This window comes from Hymenobacter montanus, from assembly GCF_014699115.1.
GTDB classification, from domain to species: Bacteria; Bacteroidota; Bacteroidia; order Cytophagales; family Hymenobacteraceae; genus Hymenobacter; species Hymenobacter montanus.
Map to the genome: position 1 here is coordinate 123965 of NZ_JACXAD010000010.1, position 16319 is coordinate 140283.

The 16319-nt window shown below is 62.5% G+C and carries 16 protein-coding genes; 9 read left to right on the plus strand and 7 right to left on the minus strand.

Going from position 1 to position 16319, the window contains the following annotated elements; genetic code table 11:
- Positions 1-206: 206 nt before the first annotated feature.
- From IC235_RS10780 to IC235_RS10795, 4 genes are all read right to left on the minus strand, one after another.
- Positions 207-380 (minus strand): hypothetical protein, encoded by a 174-nt coding sequence (locus IC235_RS10780; protein ID WP_191005187.1) that lies wholly within the window; start codon positions 378-380, stop codon positions 207-209.
- Positions 381-463: 83 nt separating this feature from the next.
- The gene (locus IC235_RS10785) at positions 464-895 is read right to left on the minus strand and encodes a spore germination protein GerW family protein (RefSeq protein ID WP_191005188.1); all 432 of its coding nucleotides are present in this window, start codon (positions 893-895) and stop codon (positions 464-466) included.
- Positions 896-1296: 401 nt separating this feature from the next.
- Entirely contained in the window at positions 1297-2331 is a 1035-nt protein-coding gene (gene adhP / locus IC235_RS10790; protein WP_191005189.1) for an alcohol dehydrogenase AdhP, read from the minus strand.
- Between the two features lie 509 nt (positions 2332-2840).
- Entirely contained in the window at positions 2841-3437 is a 597-nt protein-coding gene (locus IC235_RS10795; protein ID WP_191005190.1) for a beta/alpha barrel domain-containing protein, read from the minus strand.
- 137 nt (positions 3438-3574) lie between these two features.
- On the opposite strand from IC235_RS10795, the gene rpe reads away from it, so the two are divergent.
- Both rpe and IC235_RS10805 read left to right on the plus strand, forming a co-directional pair.
- On the plus strand, positions 3575-4297 hold the full coding sequence (gene rpe, locus IC235_RS10800) for a ribulose-phosphate 3-epimerase (protein WP_191005191.1): 723 nt from the start codon (positions 3575-3577) through the stop codon (positions 4295-4297).
- Positions 4298-4357: 60 nt separating this feature from the next.
- Positions 4358-6928: a TonB-dependent receptor gene (locus tag IC235_RS10805; protein WP_317173554.1), complete on the plus strand. Its 2571-nt coding sequence runs from the start codon at positions 4358-4360 to the stop codon at positions 6926-6928.
- Between the two features lie 10 nt (positions 6929-6938).
- On the opposite strand, the gene IC235_RS10810 is transcribed toward IC235_RS10805, so the two are convergent.
- The 3 genes from IC235_RS10810 to IC235_RS10820 form a co-directional block, all read right to left on the minus strand.
- Positions 6939-7658, minus strand: coding sequence for a sterol desaturase family protein (locus IC235_RS10810; protein ID WP_191005192.1), 720 nt, complete (start codon positions 7656-7658; stop codon positions 6939-6941).
- A 96-nt stretch (positions 7659-7754) separates the two neighbouring features.
- Entirely contained in the window at positions 7755-8321 is a 567-nt protein-coding gene (locus IC235_RS10815; protein WP_191005193.1) for a Crp/Fnr family transcriptional regulator, read from the minus strand.
- Positions 8322-8488: 167 nt separating this feature from the next.
- Complete coding sequence (locus IC235_RS10820; RefSeq protein ID WP_191005194.1) at positions 8489-8677, minus strand: hypothetical protein; 189 nt, start codon at positions 8675-8677, stop codon at positions 8489-8491.
- Between the two features lie 93 nt (positions 8678-8770).
- On the opposite strand from IC235_RS10820, the gene hisG reads away from it, so the two are divergent.
- The 7 genes from hisG (at position 8771) to hisIE (ending at position 16271) form a co-directional block, all read left to right on the plus strand.
- Entirely contained in the window at positions 8771-9622 is an 852-nt protein-coding gene (gene hisG, locus IC235_RS10825) for an ATP phosphoribosyltransferase (protein WP_191005195.1), read from the plus strand.
- 11 nt (positions 9623-9633) lie between these two features.
- Positions 9634-12066 (plus strand): histidinol dehydrogenase, encoded by a 2433-nt coding sequence (hisD, locus tag IC235_RS22610; protein WP_317173555.1) that lies wholly within the window; start codon positions 9634-9636, stop codon positions 12064-12066.
- An 86-nt stretch (positions 12067-12152) separates the two neighbouring features.
- Positions 12153-13253, plus strand: a complete 1101-nt coding sequence (gene hisB / locus IC235_RS10840) for a bifunctional histidinol-phosphatase/imidazoleglycerol-phosphate dehydratase HisB (protein WP_191005196.1) — start codon at positions 12153-12155, stop codon at positions 13251-13253.
- A gap of 98 nt (positions 13254-13351) precedes the next feature.
- Positions 13352-13939 carry an imidazole glycerol phosphate synthase subunit HisH gene (hisH, locus tag IC235_RS10845; protein WP_191005197.1) on the plus strand — a complete coding sequence of 196 codons (588 nt, stop codon included), beginning with the start codon at positions 13352-13354 and terminating at the stop codon, positions 13937-13939.
- A gap of 20 nt (positions 13940-13959) precedes the next feature.
- Positions 13960-14676, plus strand: coding sequence for a 1-(5-phosphoribosyl)-5-[(5-phosphoribosylamino)methylideneamino]imidazole-4-carboxamide isomerase (locus tag IC235_RS10850; protein WP_191005198.1), 717 nt, complete (start codon positions 13960-13962; stop codon positions 14674-14676).
- Between the two features lie 78 nt (positions 14677-14754).
- The gene (hisF, locus tag IC235_RS10855; RefSeq protein WP_191005199.1) at positions 14755-15510 is read left to right on the plus strand and encodes an imidazole glycerol phosphate synthase subunit HisF; all 756 of its coding nucleotides are present in this window, start codon (positions 14755-14757) and stop codon (positions 15508-15510) included.
- 92 nt (positions 15511-15602) lie between these two features.
- Complete coding sequence (gene hisIE, locus IC235_RS10860; protein ID WP_191005200.1) at positions 15603-16271, plus strand: bifunctional phosphoribosyl-AMP cyclohydrolase/phosphoribosyl-ATP diphosphatase HisIE; 669 nt, start codon at positions 15603-15605, stop codon at positions 16269-16271.
- The last annotated feature ends 48 nt before the right edge of the window (positions 16272-16319 follow it).

The window sequence follows — 16319 nt, forward strand, 5'->3', positions numbered from 1 at the left end:
TGCGGGCGCATCATTCGGCATCGTCACTTCCTCACTCTTACTTTTCGGTTTTGCTGGCTGGTGCGCTGGCTGCGTTAAGCTCGCAGTTGGGCGCCCGTCGCCAGCCTAGTCACCACTGTTGGGCTCGTAGAAGCGGCAGAGCAGGTTCAACACGGTGCTTCTGCCGGCGCCGCTCATCAGGGCCGTGGTATCGCCGGTCACGATAGTCAGGCTGACGTCGTGCCGGTGGGGTAGGTGAAGCTGACGTGGCGCACTTCGAAGGTGCCACCCAGGTGCGTGGGCTGCACCGGTCCGCTGGGCTCCACGGCATCGAGAGCGTCCAGCATTTCTTCCTCGTAGCCTTTGCGCACGAAGCTTTTGATGACCACCGCCGACTCCATGAGGTTAAGCAGCCCGTGGTTTTTGCCTTCTCAGGCCGGCAGCGCCCTGGCCCGAAGCTTCAGGCCAGGGCGCTGCCGCGTCGCTAGCGGCGCTTCAGCAGCATCGGCACGCTGCGCAACAGCAACAGGGCCACCACGCCGCTCACGGCCACGAGCGGCACCACGGAGTTTCGAATGGGCCGGAAGCGGCTGCTTCCTTCTTTCAACTCGATGAAGCCCATGGGGGACAGGGTGACACCCCCGCCGCCCCCGGTGCCGCCCTGCGCGTTGGGACCGGTGCCGCTCCCGCCGCCAAAGCCGTACATGGCCCGCGCTACAGGAATCACTGTTACGCCATCGCGCGACACGGCCTCGCCGTACACCGTGCGGGCCGTGACCGAGCTGCTGAGAATTTGGGCTAGGCGCTCGGCCAGCGAAGGCGGGGCAGTGACGGAAGTGGCCGCCAAGGAATCCGTCGCTGATATTGGTATTTCGGCTAATATTTTTCCAGTTGGGAGAGGGGCAGTCGGGGTCATGATTTTAAATAAAGTAAGAGGTTGTTGCGAAGCCTGGGCTTCCAAGTTAAGTTGACCAAAGAGAAAACTACCTGATCAACACTGGTCGTGACCGACCGAGCTGCTTAAACCAAGTAGTCCGTTTGTGTAGCACGGGGCTTGGGCATCTGACAACGGCCGCAAGCGTTGCGCCGGTGTGCTGCTCCCGCAAGAGCACCCCAATGATGATTACAGAATCAGACGCCGCCGGTCAACGTAGCCAATATTTTGTCGCATCTGATAAGTGTGAACAAAAGCGGGCGGGGCCGCGCCAGAAAACCAGTTTTGCACCTCATAGTGAAGCTTCTAGTTGGCGCTGCCGGCGCTCTAGCCCCCATTGAATGAGCGAATGGCTATTGAGTAGTGAACAGGTGCAGCCAGCTTCATGCTGCCTCGAAATTTAGCACCACCCGGCCTTCAATTTGTCCGGCTTTCATAGCCTCCAGCACCGGGTTTATGTTTTCCAGAGGTTCGCAGCGGTAGTGCACCTTCACCTTGCCCTCGGCGGCCAGAGCCAGGCTTTCCGTTAAATCCTGACGGGTGCCGACGATGGAGCCGCGCACGGTTTTGCGGGTCAGCACCACGTCGAAGATGTTGAGCTCGAAGCTGCCCGGCGGCAAACCTACCAGCGCCAGCGTGCCGTGGCGGCGCAGCATGTTCACGCCCTGCGCAAAGGCCGGCTGCGAGGGCGCGGTGATGAGTACGCCGTGCCCGCCACCAGTGGCCCGCTGGATGGCAGCCACGGGAGCTTCCCGCTCGGCATTCACCACCACTTCGGCGCCCATGGCCTGGGCCAGCTGCAGCTTGTCGTCGCGCACGTCCACGGCCGCCACGCGCATGCCCATGGCCTTGGCATACTGCACGGCCAAGTGGCCCAGCCCGCCCACGCCCGAAATCACTACCCACTGGCCGGGCTTCACCTCGGTTTCTTTTAGGCCTTTATACACCGTGACGCCGGCGCAGAGGATTGGCGCGGCTGCCTGAAACGAGAGATTATCGGGCAAAATGCCCACGTAGTTGGGGTCAGCCAGCACGTATTCGGCGTAGCTGCCGGGCACCGAGTAGCCGGTGTTTTGCTGCTGCTGGCAGAGGGTTTCCCAGCCCGTGAGGCAGTATTCGCAATGCCCGCAAGCCGTGTGCAGCCACGGTACGCCTACCCGGTCACCGACCATAACGGCCGTTACGCCCTCGCCCACGGCCACCACCGTGCCCACACCCTCGTGGCCCGGAATCAGGGGCAGGGTCGCTTGCACCGGCCAGTCGCCGTTGATGGCGTGCAGGTCGGTGTGGCACACGCCGCAGGCCGCGACTTTCACCAGGATGCGGCCCGGCACCACCTTGGGCACGGGCACTTGTTCAATTTGGAGGGGCTGGCCGTAGGCATGAACCACGGCGGCTTTCATGGTGTGGGAAGGCATGGGGAAGTTCGGGCATCACGCCGGCCCAGCACCGTTGCTGGCCGGCGTGTAATGACGGTCCGAAATAAGCGTAGCTAGGAAAGCAAAAACCTGATAAAAGTCAGGTCGAAACGCGACTTTTATCAGGTGAAAATAATCGGCGCCTTGCCGCCCCGACTCCGCTGCGGGCGAGCCGGGCGCAGGTTCCCGGTAATGCAATGGAATATTCTATTTATTGAGCCGCGCACTGACACGATCAGTGAAGCGGTTGATCCGGTCTGCGTATCGCACGTGTGTGCCACTGGTGTGGCGCGGATGGCCAGCGGCTAAAGTAGCGCTGGTCTGGCTCCGGCTGCCGCCGCGTCGGACGGAAAAGGCCCAGCGCCGGAAACCGGAAGCCTTGAAGTGGGGGAGGTGTGGGCGTTCGTCGGCCGGGGCAAGCACAAAGTCGGGTGGTGGCTCGCGGTCCAAAGGGCCCTGTGCCGCATCATGAGCGGGGTGATCACATAATCGGTACCTAGTAAAGCTAGCTATTCAATTTCCAGCGCTTCAAATACGGCTTCGAGCTGGTCGAAGTCGCGCAGGCCGGGCTTCACCTCGTCGCCGGAGGGAAACACCAAGCCCGCTAAAGAGAATTGACTGACCAGGTCACGGGCTCGGCTCGGGTGCAGGCCCGTGCCCAACCACAGCGGCCCGCGGCCCGCCAGCTCACCCACTAAGCCCAGCGTGGCCGGTCCGGCCGCTTCAGGTAATTCTAACACGAGCCCCGCTACCGAAGGGGGAAAGAGAAAGTCTGCGGAGCGGGACTCCGCGGCCAGCTCTAGGTAAACGGGAGGGGCAATTTCGGCTAATTCCTCCGCTGGGCGCGGGCGCCGCAGGAGCACGGCATCGAGCGCGCACTCGGTAGCTATAGCATTGATTTCAGGGGCGCTGAGCTGGTCGAATTCACCTATTAGCTCAACGCCGGCCACCCAGCCGGCCAGCTCCTTAACGGTTTTCGGGTCGAGGTAGCCGGGCAGGGCGGGGTCGAGAACGAAGGTGAGTTTATCGGCGCCCATGCCGGCGCAGTAGCGCGCATCGGAAAGGTTGTTGATGCCGCGGATGAGCAGAGGAACGAGGTGGGGCACGGGGAGTGGAACGTGAGGCGAGGCGGAACGGAGAGCGGCTACCCAGCCGGGGCTGCCCGCTGCTCCGCCGCAAAAGTAGAGCCGGGGCGCCGGCTGGACGCGTTCTGGTAGGGCGCCTCGGCCGTATCTTCGTCCGCATGAATCCTACTCGCCGTGCCCCGCTGCTGGCCCCCTCATTTCTGGCCGCTGACCTGGCCAATCTGCAAGCTGAAACCGAGCGGCTGGCCACCAGCGCCGCCGACTGGCTGCATTTTGACGTCATGGACGGCCGCTTCGTTCCTAATATATCGTTTGGTTTGCCGGTGCTGCAAGCCGTGGCCCGCTACGCCAAGCAGCCGATTGACGTGCACCTGATGATTGAGGAGCCCCAGCACTACTTGGCCGCTTTTCGCGATGCGGGCGCTACCAACATCACAGTCCACTACGAAGCCTGCCCCCACCTGCACCGGGTGGTGCAGCAAATCAAGCACCTGGGCTGCCGGGCCGGGGTGGCCTTGAATCCGCACACGCCGGTGGCGCTGCTCGAAGACCTGGCCGCCGACCTGGATGTGGTGCTGGTAATGTCGGTAAACCCCGGATTTGGGGGCCAGGCCTTCATTCCCAATACCCTGAAGAAAGTGGCCATGCTCAAGGAACTGCTGCTCGATACCGGCTCCGATGCGCTTATTGAGGTCGACGGCGGCGTGAGCCTGGACAACGCGGGCCCGCTGGTGGAAGCCGGCGCCGACGTGCTGGTGGCCGGCAACTTTGTATTCAGTGCCCCCGAAGGGCCGGTGGCCACGCTGGCCCGCCTGCGGAAGCACCTGGACGAAGTGGAAGCCGGCTTGCCAAACCTGTCGGCGGCAAGCCGTCAGCAATAGACGCGGCGCTCACACGTTTTAAGCCTCGTGAAACAACTCGTTACGCCGCCCCCGTCCCCTGTGTTGCCATTTTCCAAAATTACGGGTTGCCGCGTGGCCCCCGCGCTACCCTTGGCCTTGTGGCCGCTGTTGGTAATGCTCACCCCCCAAGCGGCGCCGGCCCAAACGCCAGGTTCTCTTGAGGCCCCCGCGGCGGAAGTCGTGACCGTCAGCGGCACCCTGCGTGATGCCAATGGCAAGCCGTTGGAACTGGCGGTAGTGGGAGTGGAGGGTCAGCCGGGCGGGGCTAATACCACCGCCGCCGGTACGTTCTCCTTATCGGTGCGGGTGCCCCCGCTAGGACAGGCCGTCGTGCTCGTGGTGCGGCGCCTGGGCTACCTGTCGCTGCGGGTGCCGCTGAAGCTGCCGGCCGATGCCACCAAGCCCTTAAGCCTGATCATGCGCTTGGATACCAAGGCGCTGGGGGGCGTGCGGGTAACTGCTCGGGCCGAGCAGGGGAATTCCCGCGAACAAGTCAGCATCACGCGCATCGACCCCCGGGCCGCCAAGGAAATTCCTTCGCCATTCGGTGATTTCAATGCGATTCTGAAGACGCTGCCCGGGGTGGCATCTAATAACGAGCTGAGCAGCACGTACAACGTCCGCGGCGGTAATTACGACGAGAACCTGGTGTACGTCAACGGCTTCGAGGTGTACCGGCCGTTCTTGGTGACCGCGGCGCAGCAGGAGGGACTGAGCTTCATCAACCCCGATTTAGTGCAGCAGGTAGAGTTCAGCGCGGGCGGCTGGCAGCCGAAGTACGGCGACAAGCTGGCCTCGGTGCTGAGCATTGAGTACAAAACGCCCCGGAAGTTCGCCGCCTCGCTCACGGGCAGCCTGGTGGGCGGCGCGGCCCACGCCGAGGCCCGCTCCGCCAACGGCCGGGTGAGTTACCTGGCTGGCGTGCGCTATAAAAACGCGCAGTACGTGCTCAGCTCCCTGAAGCAGGCGCAGGGCGGCTACAACCCCACGTTCTACGACGCCCAGGCCTTCGTAACCATTGGCCTGGGCCCGAAGGACGACCTGCAGCGGACTACGCTCGGGCTGCTGGGCGTGGTGGCCCACAACGATTACCGCTTCTCGCCGCAAACCGGCCAGGCTACTTTCTCGACCGGCCTCAACCAGTTTACCCGCGTTTTTATTGGCTACGCGGGCCGCGAGCGCATGCAGTTCGACACTTACCAGAGTGGGCTGAGCCTGAAGCACGACTTCTCGTCGCGGCTGCAGATGGAAGTGCTGGGCTCGGCCCTGGTTTCGCGGGAATTTGAGTTTCGCGATGTGGAAGCCGCGTACACGTTTGCTGAAATCAACCGCGACCCCAACTCGCCCGACTTCAACCAGGCCGTGCGCCAGCGCGACATTGGCTCGCAGTTTAAGCATTCGCGCAACTTCCTAAAGGCCCAGATTTATACCGCTGAAACCCGCGGCCGCTGGACGCCCGGCGGCGAGCATACCGTCCGCTGGGGCGCCAAAATCGGCCGCGAAAAAATTGACGATACCCTCGACGAGTACAGCTTTGCCGACTCGGCCGATTTCGTGCCCGATGCCCGCCGGCTGCGGCTGCGCACCGACTTGGGCCTGACCAGCACGCGCAGCCAAGGCTTCGTGCAAGACACCTGGAGCCTGGATACGCTGCGCACCCTGACCTACGGCGTTCGCGCGCATTACTGGACTACCAATGGCCAGCTCGTCATTAGCCCGCGGGTGCAGTACTCGCAAATCAGCCGGCGCCATCCCAACCGCTCGTTTAAGGCGGCGGTCGGGGTGTATTACCAGCCCCCGTTCTACCGCGAGCTCCGCGACCAGCAAACCATTCAGCTCGGGGTGCAGCGGGCCTACCTCAACCCCGAGCTGCGGGCCCAGCGCTCGTACCACTTCATCGTGGGCAAGGAAATCAGCTTCCAGCAGTACGGCCGGCCCTTCCGGTTCTCGGCCGAAGCCTACTACAAGTACCTGACCGACGTAGTGCCGTACGACGTCGACAACGTGCGGCTGCGTTATTTCGCCAAGAACAACGCCCGGGCCTACGCGGCGGGCTTCGACGCCCGGTTGAGCGGCGAATTCGTGAAGGGCGCCGAGTCCTGGTTTAGTCTGGGCGTGCTCACCACGCGCGAAAACGTGGACGGGGACTCCAGCAGCTCCTACAACGCGGATGGCCGCCTGATCAGCCGGCAAGCCAAGGGGTTCATCCGCCGTCCGCAGGACCAGCGGCTGAACGTGGGTATATTTTTCCAGGACCACATGCCCAACAATCCTTCGGTGCGCGGCTACGTAAACCTGGTCGTGGGGACCGGGCTGCCGTTCAGCCCGCCCAACCAGCCCGATTTGCGGGGGACCAACGCGCTGGTAGCCACCTACCGGCGGGTGGATTTAGGGTTCTCCAAAGTCGTGGGCCTCAAGAACGCCAATGCGGTTAAAGCGCATTTCTACAGCTTCGAAAGCCTATGGCTGGGCCTGGAGATTCTCAACGTGCTGGCCGCCAACAATGTGGCTGGATATAGCTACCTGCAGGATGTGAACGGCGTGACGTACTCCGTGCCCAGCTACCTGTCGCAGCGCGTGGTGAACCTGCGGCTGATTGCCCGGTTCTGACCCCCGGGCGCTAGTCTTTGTGCACGTCGCGGAAGCGCAGCATGTCGAGCAGGCGCAGCTCCTTAGGGGTATCGAAGCCGCAGGAAGTTGTGAATTTTTCCGGGTTGTGGTAGGTGCCGAAGAGCATGTCCCACCACACAATATCGCCGTAATTGTTGGCGTGCTTCTCGTATTCGTGGTGAATGCGATGCATTTCGGGCCGCTGAAAAATGTAGCCCACCCAGCGGGGCGTGCGGACGTTGGTGTGGTAAAAAAACTCGCCCAGGGCCGTACAGAGCGTATAAATGGCCCCGGCCTCCGGGCTCAGGCCTAGCAGGGTGTAAATGAGCAAGCCCCCAATAATGGAATTGACCGTCATCTCCAGCGGGTGCTTATAGAAAGAAGTAATGACTTCGATGCGCTGGGGGCTGTGATGAATTTGGTGGAAGTGCTGCCACAGGAAATCGACCGTATGGCGCCAGCGGTGCCACCAGTAGAACACGAACGTAGCCACGAAATACGCCAGCAGGCCCCCGGCCCAGGCCGGCACGTGCCGCGACAAGTGAAACAGCGAATACGCCGACAGCCACTTCTCCCAACTGAAACCGGCCACGACGACCACCAGCAATTGCAGCAGATTAACGGCCAGCACCCGGATGGTCCAAGTGGGGACGGCCGGTAGCTTCCAGCCCGGGAAAAGGCGTTCGAGCAGAAAACAGCCGACGAATACGGCGAAAATAAGGGGGAGCATGGCCTAAAGTTTAAGGGGTGAAACAATACCCCAAAGGTGCCGGCCAGCCCCGGCCATTTTCCTGATAATTGTCATATTCGGTTCCGGCCGGGAGCCTTAAGCGGGCTTGTTCCGTAGCCGGCTCAGGGTTTCCGGGGCCATGCCCAGGTGGGAAGCAATGTGTTGCACCGCCACCCGCTGAAACACCGAGGGAAAGTCCTGCAAGAGCAGCTCGTAGCGCTCAATGGCCGTGCGCGAGCGCAGGTGCTGGGCCCGCTGTTCACTCAGCACGTAGTATTTCTCAATCAGCCGCCGGCCGATGAAGTTGAATTCGGGGAAGTCGTGGTACAGCGCTTGCAGTTGGTCGTACGTAATGGAGTGTACCACGGCGGGCTCCAACAATTCCAGGTATTCTTCGGAAGGTTGCTGCGTGAGGAAGCTGACAATGGAGATGACAAAATCGCCTGCTTGCATAAACCAGGAGGAGATTTCGCGGCCGTGCAGCAGCGTGTAGCCCCGCACCAGTCCGGTTTCAAGGAAGTATACTTGCCGCGCCACTTTGCCCGGGGCCAGCAGCAGCGTGCGGGCGGGCAAGTACTCCCGGACGGTTCTTTGCAAAATGGCCGTCCGCAGTTCCTCGCCTAAGGGCTGCACCGAATTTAGAAAAGTAAGCAGGCTCGACATCTCCCGTTTTTTAGCGCAAGTACGGGCGGCGCTGAAAATTATTGCCGCCTGAGTAAACTTTTCACTAGCCTCATCGGTAATCGTGCGGCAAACCGAAAAGGGCCGGTTAGCTGCTGGCCGTTTGGTTTTCTGTCCTACCTTTGCCCTCCATGACCCGATTGGCTCGCTTATTTACTTTGGCTGTTACGACCCCTCGGGCCTTCCGTCTGGCCGCGGGTCGGGTCGTTGGCGTGGGTGCTTCTCACCATCACCACCATCTGGGGGAGGCCGGGCTGTGCGCCGGGGGCTGCTAAGCTGGCCCCGGCCGCTCGCGCCTCCACCGCCGCCGTCCGGTGAGCAGTAGCGCCGGACTTCACGTCTTACCATTCCGGGAAATTCTGCCGTCATCCCCCGCCGCGCGGAATTTAGTGGGGCTCTTTGCCGGGCCCGGCCCGCCTCTTACCCTTTTCATGCTCCGATTAGCCATTCAAAAGTCCGGTCGCCTCAGCGAGGACTCGCTCGCCCTCATTCGTGAATGCGGCATCAACTTCATCAGCAGCTCCTATAAGCTCAAAACCGAAGCCACCAATTTTCCGCTCGAAATCCTGTTTCTGCGCGACGACGACATTCCCGGCTACGTGCAGGATGGCGTGGCCGACCTGGGCATTGTTGGCCAGAACGTCCTGGTCGAGGCCGGTTTCCCAGGCCTGGAGGTGGAAGCCCTCGGCTTCAGCAAGTGCCGCCTGAGCCTGGCCGTGCCGCGCGCCGCCGCCTATCCTTCGGTGGCGGCCCTGCAGGGCAAGAACATCGCCACCTCGTACCCGAACATTCTGGGTCGTTACTTGGCCGAGCACGGCGTGCAGGCGCACTTGCACACCATCAGCGGCTCGGTGGAGATTGCGCCCAGCATCGGCCTGGCCGAGGCCATCTGCGACATTGTGAGCAGCGGCTCTACACTGCTCGGCAACGGCCTGCGCGAGGTCGAAACCGTGTTTCGTTCCGAAGCGGTGCTCATTGCCCAGCCCGGCTTATCCGCTGAGCAAGCCGACCTGCTGGAGCAGCTGCGGTTTCGCATGCAGGCAGTTCGCCGGGCCAAGCGCAACAAATACATCGTGCTGAACGCCCCGCTGACGGCCCTGGACGAAGTGCGCCGCCTGCTCCCCGGCATCAAGTCGCCCACTGTCACGCCCCTGGCCGAGGCGGGGTGGGTATCGGTGCAGTCGGTGGTGCAGGAAGACGAATTCTGGCACATCACCAGCCAGCTCAAAGCCGTCGGGGCCGAGGGCATCCTGGTGCTGCCCATTGAAAAAATGATTGCTTAGCCCGGTTCGCCATGCAGCTGTTTTCTTACCCCGACCCCCGCACCTGGCCCGCGCTGCAGCAGCGCCCGGCCGCGGGCGAAGCGTCCCAGGTAGCCGACCGGGTGCGCGCCATTTTTGCCCAGGTACGCGAGGGTGGCGATGCGGCCCTGCTGGCCCTGGCTGCCGAGCTCGACCAGGCCCCGCTCACCAGCCTGCTGGTGTCGGAAGCCGAGCTGGCGGCCGCCGCGGCTCAAGTGCCCGCCGACCTGCAAGCGGCCATTCGCCAGGCCCGGGCCAACATCGAAGCCTTCCACGCCGCCCAGCGCGAGCCCGAGCTGCGGGTCGAAACCATGCCCGGAGTGGTCTGCTCGCGCCGGGCGGTGCCGGTGCAGCGCGTGGGCCTGTACGTGCCCGGCGGCTCGGCCCCGCTGTTCAGCACCCTGCTGATGCTGGGCGTCCCCGCCCGCCTGGCCGGCTGCCCCCAGGTGGTGGTGTGCACCCCGCCCCAGCCCGATGGCTCCGTGAGCCCGGTGATTTTGTTTGTTGCCCAGCTGCTGGGAATTACCACGGTGGTGAAAGCCGGTGGGGCCCAGGCCGTCGCCGCCCTGGCCCTGGGCACGGCGAGCGTGCCGGCCGTCGATAAAATCTTTGGCCCGGGCAACCGCTACGTGACGGCCGCCAAACAGCTGGCCGCCGCCGAGTACGGTGTGGCCATCGACATGCCCGCGGGGCCCTCCGAAGTGCTGGTCATCGCCGACGCCAGCGCCAACCCCGCTTTCGTAGCGGCTGATTTGTTGTCGCAGGCCGAGCACGGGCCCGATTCGCAGGTCGTGCTGCTCAGCGATTCACTCAGCGTCGTGGAGCAGGTGCAGGCGGAGCTCGAACTGCAGCTGGCCGCCCTGCCGCGCCGTGCCGTGGCCGCCCAGGCCCTGGCCAACAGCCGGGCGGTGCTGTTGCCGGACCCGGCCGCCATGCTGGCGTTCTCCAACCAGTACGCGCCCGAACACCTCATCCTGGCCACCGATGCCGCTGAGACCCTGGCCCCCCAGGTAACCAACGCGGGCTCGGTATTTCTGGGTCACCTGACGCCGGAGGCGGTGGGCGACTATGCCTCGGGCACCAACCACACGCTGCCCACCGGCGGGTATGCCCGGCAGTATAGCGGCGTGTCGCTCGCCTCGTTCGTCAAAAACATCACCTTTCAGCGCCTGTCGGCGGTGGGCCTGCAAGCCATTGGTCCGGTGGTAGAGGCTATGGCCGCCGCCGAAGGGCTGACCGCCCACGCCCGGGCCGTCTCGCTGCGGCTCGCCGCTCAGCAGGCCGGTGGCCGTTCGGGGGAGGACGCCGCTATGCCCGCTCCGCAATCAGCCCCAGCCGAAGCGGCCAGTCCGTACGCGGGTCTGATTCGCCCCAGCATAGAGCGCATGCAGCCGTATTCTTCGGCCCGCGATGAGTTTGAGGGCCTGGCGCCGGTTATGCTCGACGCCAACGAAAACAGCCTGGGGTCGGTGGGCCCGGCTGATTTTAGCCGCTATCCCGACCCCCACCAGCGCGCCATCAAGGCCGAGTTGGCCCGGCTCAAGGGCGTTTCCCCGGCCAATATCTTTCTGGGCAACGGGTCCGACGAGGCCATCGACCTGCTGGTGCGCCTTACGTGCACACCCGGGCAGGATGCGCTGGTCGTGTGTCCGCCCACCTACGGCATGTACGAGGTTGCGGCCAACCTCAACGACGTACGGGTTGAGCGGCTGCCGCTCACGCCCGATTTTCAGCTGCCGGCTAATGCGGCCGAGGTGCTGGCGGCATCGGCGGCCAAGCTGGTATTCCTGTGTTCGCCCAACAACCCCACCGGCAATTTACTGGCGGAGGCGGCCGTAACCACCATTCTGCGGACGTTCAAAGGGCTGGTCGTGGTGGATGAAGCCTATGCCGACTTCGCGAATGCACCGAGCTGGACCACCCGCTTGGGCGAGTTTCCGCGCCTGGTGGTGCTGCAAACCTTCTCCAAAGCCTGGGGCCTGGCGGGGCTGCGGCTGGGCGTGGCGTACGCCGCGCCGGCCCTTATTGCCTACTTCGATAAAATCAAGCCCCCCTACAACATTTCGGCAGCCACCCAAGCGCATGCGTTGGCGGCGTTGGCCGCCGCTCCGCGCCTGCCTGAGCTGCGGGCCGAGCTGCTGAGCGGTCGCGCGTGGCTGGCTGAGCGGCTGCCGCGGCTGTCTTTTGTGGCCCACGTTTTCCCTTCGGACGCCAATTTTCTGCTCGTGCGCTTTACCGTCGATGCGACGGCCGTGTATCAGCAGCTGCGGGCGCGGGGCATCGTGGTGCGCAACCGTACCACCCAGCCTGGCTGCGCCGGCTGCCTGCGCCTGACCGTGGGAACTGCGACCGAAAATGCCCGGCTACTGGACGCTCTGACGGAAATTCAAACCGAACTCGCCGCCGAGGCAACGGTTGTGCCCTGAACATTCCCGGGTTCGGGGTTGGTAATCGGGATTCCGTATTCCGCTGACCACCGGCACCCGGCTCCCAATAACTTAATCCCATTGAAGTGAAGAAGGCCCTGTTTATTGACCGCGACGGCACCATCCTCGTGGAACCCCAGCCCAGCCAGCAAGTCGACAGCCTGGAGAAGTTTGCCTTTCTGCCCGGCTGCATCAGCGCCCTGGCCCGCATTGCCCGCGAGCTGCCCGAGTACGAATTAGTGCTGGTAACTAACCAGGACGGCTTGGGCACGGCGAGCTTCCCCGAAGACACCTTTTGGCCGGCACATCGGCTCATGCTTGACATCCTGGCCGGCGAGGGCATTCATTTCGCGGCCGAACACATCGACCGCAGCTTCCCGCACGAGGGCCTGCCCACCCGTAAGCCCGGCACCGGCCTGCTCGGCCGCTACCTCGAACCCGCCAACGACTATGACCTGGCGAGCTCGTACGTCATCGGTGACCGGCTCACCGATGTGGAGCTGGCGGCTAACCTCGGCAGCCAGGCTATTCTGATAGGAGAGGAGCCCGACTCCCGGGCGGCCCTTACCACTACCAGCTGGGAAGCCATCTACCAGCATTTGCGCTACCCGGCCCGGGTAGCCGTGATGGAGCGTAATACCAACGAAACCCAAATCGCGATTCGCCTGAACCTGGATGGAACCGGCCAAACCGACATTCACACCGGCTTGGGTTTCTTCGATCATATGCTCGAACAGCTCGGCCGGCACAGCGGTGTTGATTTATCCATAAGTGTAAAAGGTGATTTACACATTGACGAGCACCACACCGTAGAGGATACCGCCCTGGCCCTGGGGACGGCCTTTGCCCAGGCGCTGGGCGATAAGCGGGGCCTGGCGCGCTACGGGTTTCTGTTGCCCATGGATGAGGCCCTGGCTCAGGCAGCCATCGACTTCTCGGGGCGTCCCTGGCTGGTTTGGAACGCAGAATTCCGCCGCGAGCGGGTAGGGGACTTACCCACGGAACTGTTTTTTCACTTCTTTAAGTCGTTCACTGACAACTCCCGCGCAACTCTTAACATTTCGTGTACCGGCGATAACGAACACCACAAAATCGAAGCCATCTTCAAAGCGGTCGCCAAATCCATCAAGATGGCCTTGCAGCGGGATAACTCCTCAGCCATTCCCAGCACAAAAGGTATTCTCTAGGAATAGGGCCGAACGATCTTTTTTATCCAAATGTACAATAAAGGGAATGAGTTTGTGTAGTACTGCCATTTCCCAAATGAATAAATATAGATTACCTTATGGAGATTGCAGTTGTAGATTATAAGGGAGGCAACGTTCAGTCCGTGCTGTTTGCCCTGGAGCGGCTAGGAGTACAGCCGACCCTGACCGCCGACCCCGAAGCTTTACGGAAAGCAGACAAAGTGCTGTTCCCCGGCGAAGGAGAAGCGTCATCCGCGATGCAAGCCCTGCGGGCGGCCGGCCTCGATGTGGTGCTGCCTACGCTCACGCAGCCCTTTCTGGGCATTTGTCTGGGTATGCAGCTGCTCGGGCAACACAGTGAAGAGAATAATACTTCTTTACTGGGCCTCCTGCCATTCACGGTGCAGCGCTTCGTGCCCGATGCTGCCCACAAGGTCCCGCACATGGGGTGGAACAACCTGCAGGCCCTGCGCGGGCCCTTGTTTGCCGGGGTCAGCGCGGCTGATCACGTATACTTTGTGCATAGCTATTATGCCCCGGTGGGAGAGTACACCACGGCCCAGGCCTTGCACCCAGCCCCGTTTAGCGCGGCGGTGCAACACGGCAATTTTCACGGCGTCCAGTTCCACACGGAGAAGAGTGGGGCGGTCGGAACCCGTATACTGGCCAATTTTCTCGATTTGTAGGTTCTTTTTTTGCGTATCCTGTGGAAATTATTCCCGCCATCGACCTGGTAAACGGCCACTGCGTCCGGCTGAGCGCCGGTGACTTTGCTCGCCAGACTACTTACGATTCCGACCCCGTCGCCGTCGCCCGGCGCTTTGCGGACGCCGGCCTGCGCCGGCTGCACCTGGTGGACCTCGACGGAGCCCGCGCCGGCCAGCCGGTGAACCTGGCCGTGCTCGAAGCCATTGCCCGGCAAACCACGCTCGACATCGACGCGGGGGGCGGTATTCAAACCCAGGCGGCGCTCACCCGGGTGCTGAATGCTGGTGCGGCTCACGTCACGGCCGGCAGCCTGGCCGTGCGCGAGCCCGCCACGGTCCACGCCTGGCTGTCGCAGTACGGGGCTGATACCGTCTTTCTGGGGGCCGATTTCAAGGGCGAGCACATCATGGTGAATGCCTGGGCCGAGCAAAGTCTCTTAACCCTGGCTGGTTTCATTGCGAGCTATTTGGCGGCCGGAGGCACGACTTTTATCTGCACCGACGTGAGTAAGGACGGGCTGCTGCAAGGCCCGTCGCTGGCCACCTACAAAACCCTGGTGCAGCAGTTCCCCAGCGCCCGCTTCATTGCCAGTGGCGGCGTCACCACCGTGGCCGACCTGGAAGCATTGGCCGAAGCCGGGATGTACGGGGCCATTATTGGCAAGGCGCTGTACGAAGGCACGATTGCATTACCGGATCTGCGGCCTTTCCTGTAAAGCCTGCGCAGCGGCTGGTTCCCGGCTGGGTGGCGCTATCCTCAGTTTACCTCATTACGCAAAACCTTCAACACTTCCGTGGTCAAAAAAAGACTCATTCCCTGCCTCGACGTCCGCGACGGGCGCACCGTGAAAGGCGTTCAGTTCGAGGGCCTGCGCGATGCCGGCGACCCCGTCGCGTTGGCAGCCCGCTACGCCCGGGAAGGTGCCGACGAGTTGGTGTTTCTCGACATCACTGCCACCAATCAGCGCCGGCAGCCGCTCACCGAGCTGGTGCGTGATGTTGCCCGGGTACTCGATATCCCGTTCACGGTAGGCGGCGGCATCAGTACGGTGGCCGATGTCGAAGCCTTGCTGCTGAGCGGCGCCGATAAAGTATCGATTAATTCGGCCGCCTTGGCCCGTCCCGAACTTATCCATGAGCTGGCCCAGCGGTTTGGCTCGCAGTGCGTGGTAGTAGCCGTCGACGCGCGGCTAGTCGAAGGCCAATGGCAGATAATGACGCGGGCCGGCACGGTAGCGACTGGTCGTGAAGCCGTGGCCTGGTGTCGGGAAGCCGCCAGTTTAGGGGCGGGCGAGCTGTTGTTGACTTCCATGAGCCACGACGGCACTAAATCCGGCTTCGCGCTGGATTTAACGCAGGCGGTGAGCGAGGCCGTTTCAGTGCCCGTAATCGCTTCGGGCGGGGCGGGGCAACCGGCCGATTTTACGGCTGTTTTCCGAGCCGGCGGGGCCGATGCCGCCTTGGCTGCCAGTATCTTTCATTTCAACGAAACGGCCATTCCCACTCTTAAGCACTACCTGCACCTGGCCGGCATTCCGGTTCGGCTGTAGTTATCCCGGTCGACTTTTGTTACTTGTTTGTCTTCGGCCAGTCGCATGCCTGGCTGCCTAAAGGGCCTGTAACCCACTAATACTGCTTGCTAATGACGCCCGCCTTTTCCATTACCGCTGCATTACGTTTCGATGCTCTTACCGGCCTGATTCCGGCTATTGTGCAGGATGCTGATACCGGCCAGGTGCTCATGTTGGGCTATATGAACGAGGAAGCCTGGGCGCGGACCCAGCAGGAGGGGCGGGTTACGTTTTTCTCGCGATCTAGGAACTGCTTGTGGCTCAAAGGCGAAACCAGCGGCAACCACCTTAAAGTAGTCAGCTTGCACGTCGATTGCGATGCCGACACGGTGCTGGTGCGCGCGCTACCGGCCGGGCCCACTTGCCACCGCGGTACCGTAAGCTGCTTTGACCAGCCGCAGCAGGCTCAGTCGCCCGCCGCACCCGTTGGCTTTCTGGCGGCCCTGGAACGATTGATTGTGGAGCGGCAGCAGTTTCCGGAGCGGGCTCCGACTTCTTATACGGTCTCGTTATTCAAGAAGGGAATGCCGAAAATTGCCCAAAAAGTAGGAGAGGAGGCCGTAGAAACCGTAATCGACGCCGTAGCTGGGCACCGTGACAGCTTGCCGGGCGAAGTGGCTGATTTACTCTACCACTTGCTGGTACTACTCGTGGCCGCTGGCGTACCAATGGCTGAGGTTATTAGTGTTTTACAAGAACGTCACCGGCTGCCGAACACCAGGCACCTTACGGAAAAGTAAATTCAAATAGACAATACTTTATCTGCTATTCGGTGCTGTCTTGATCAA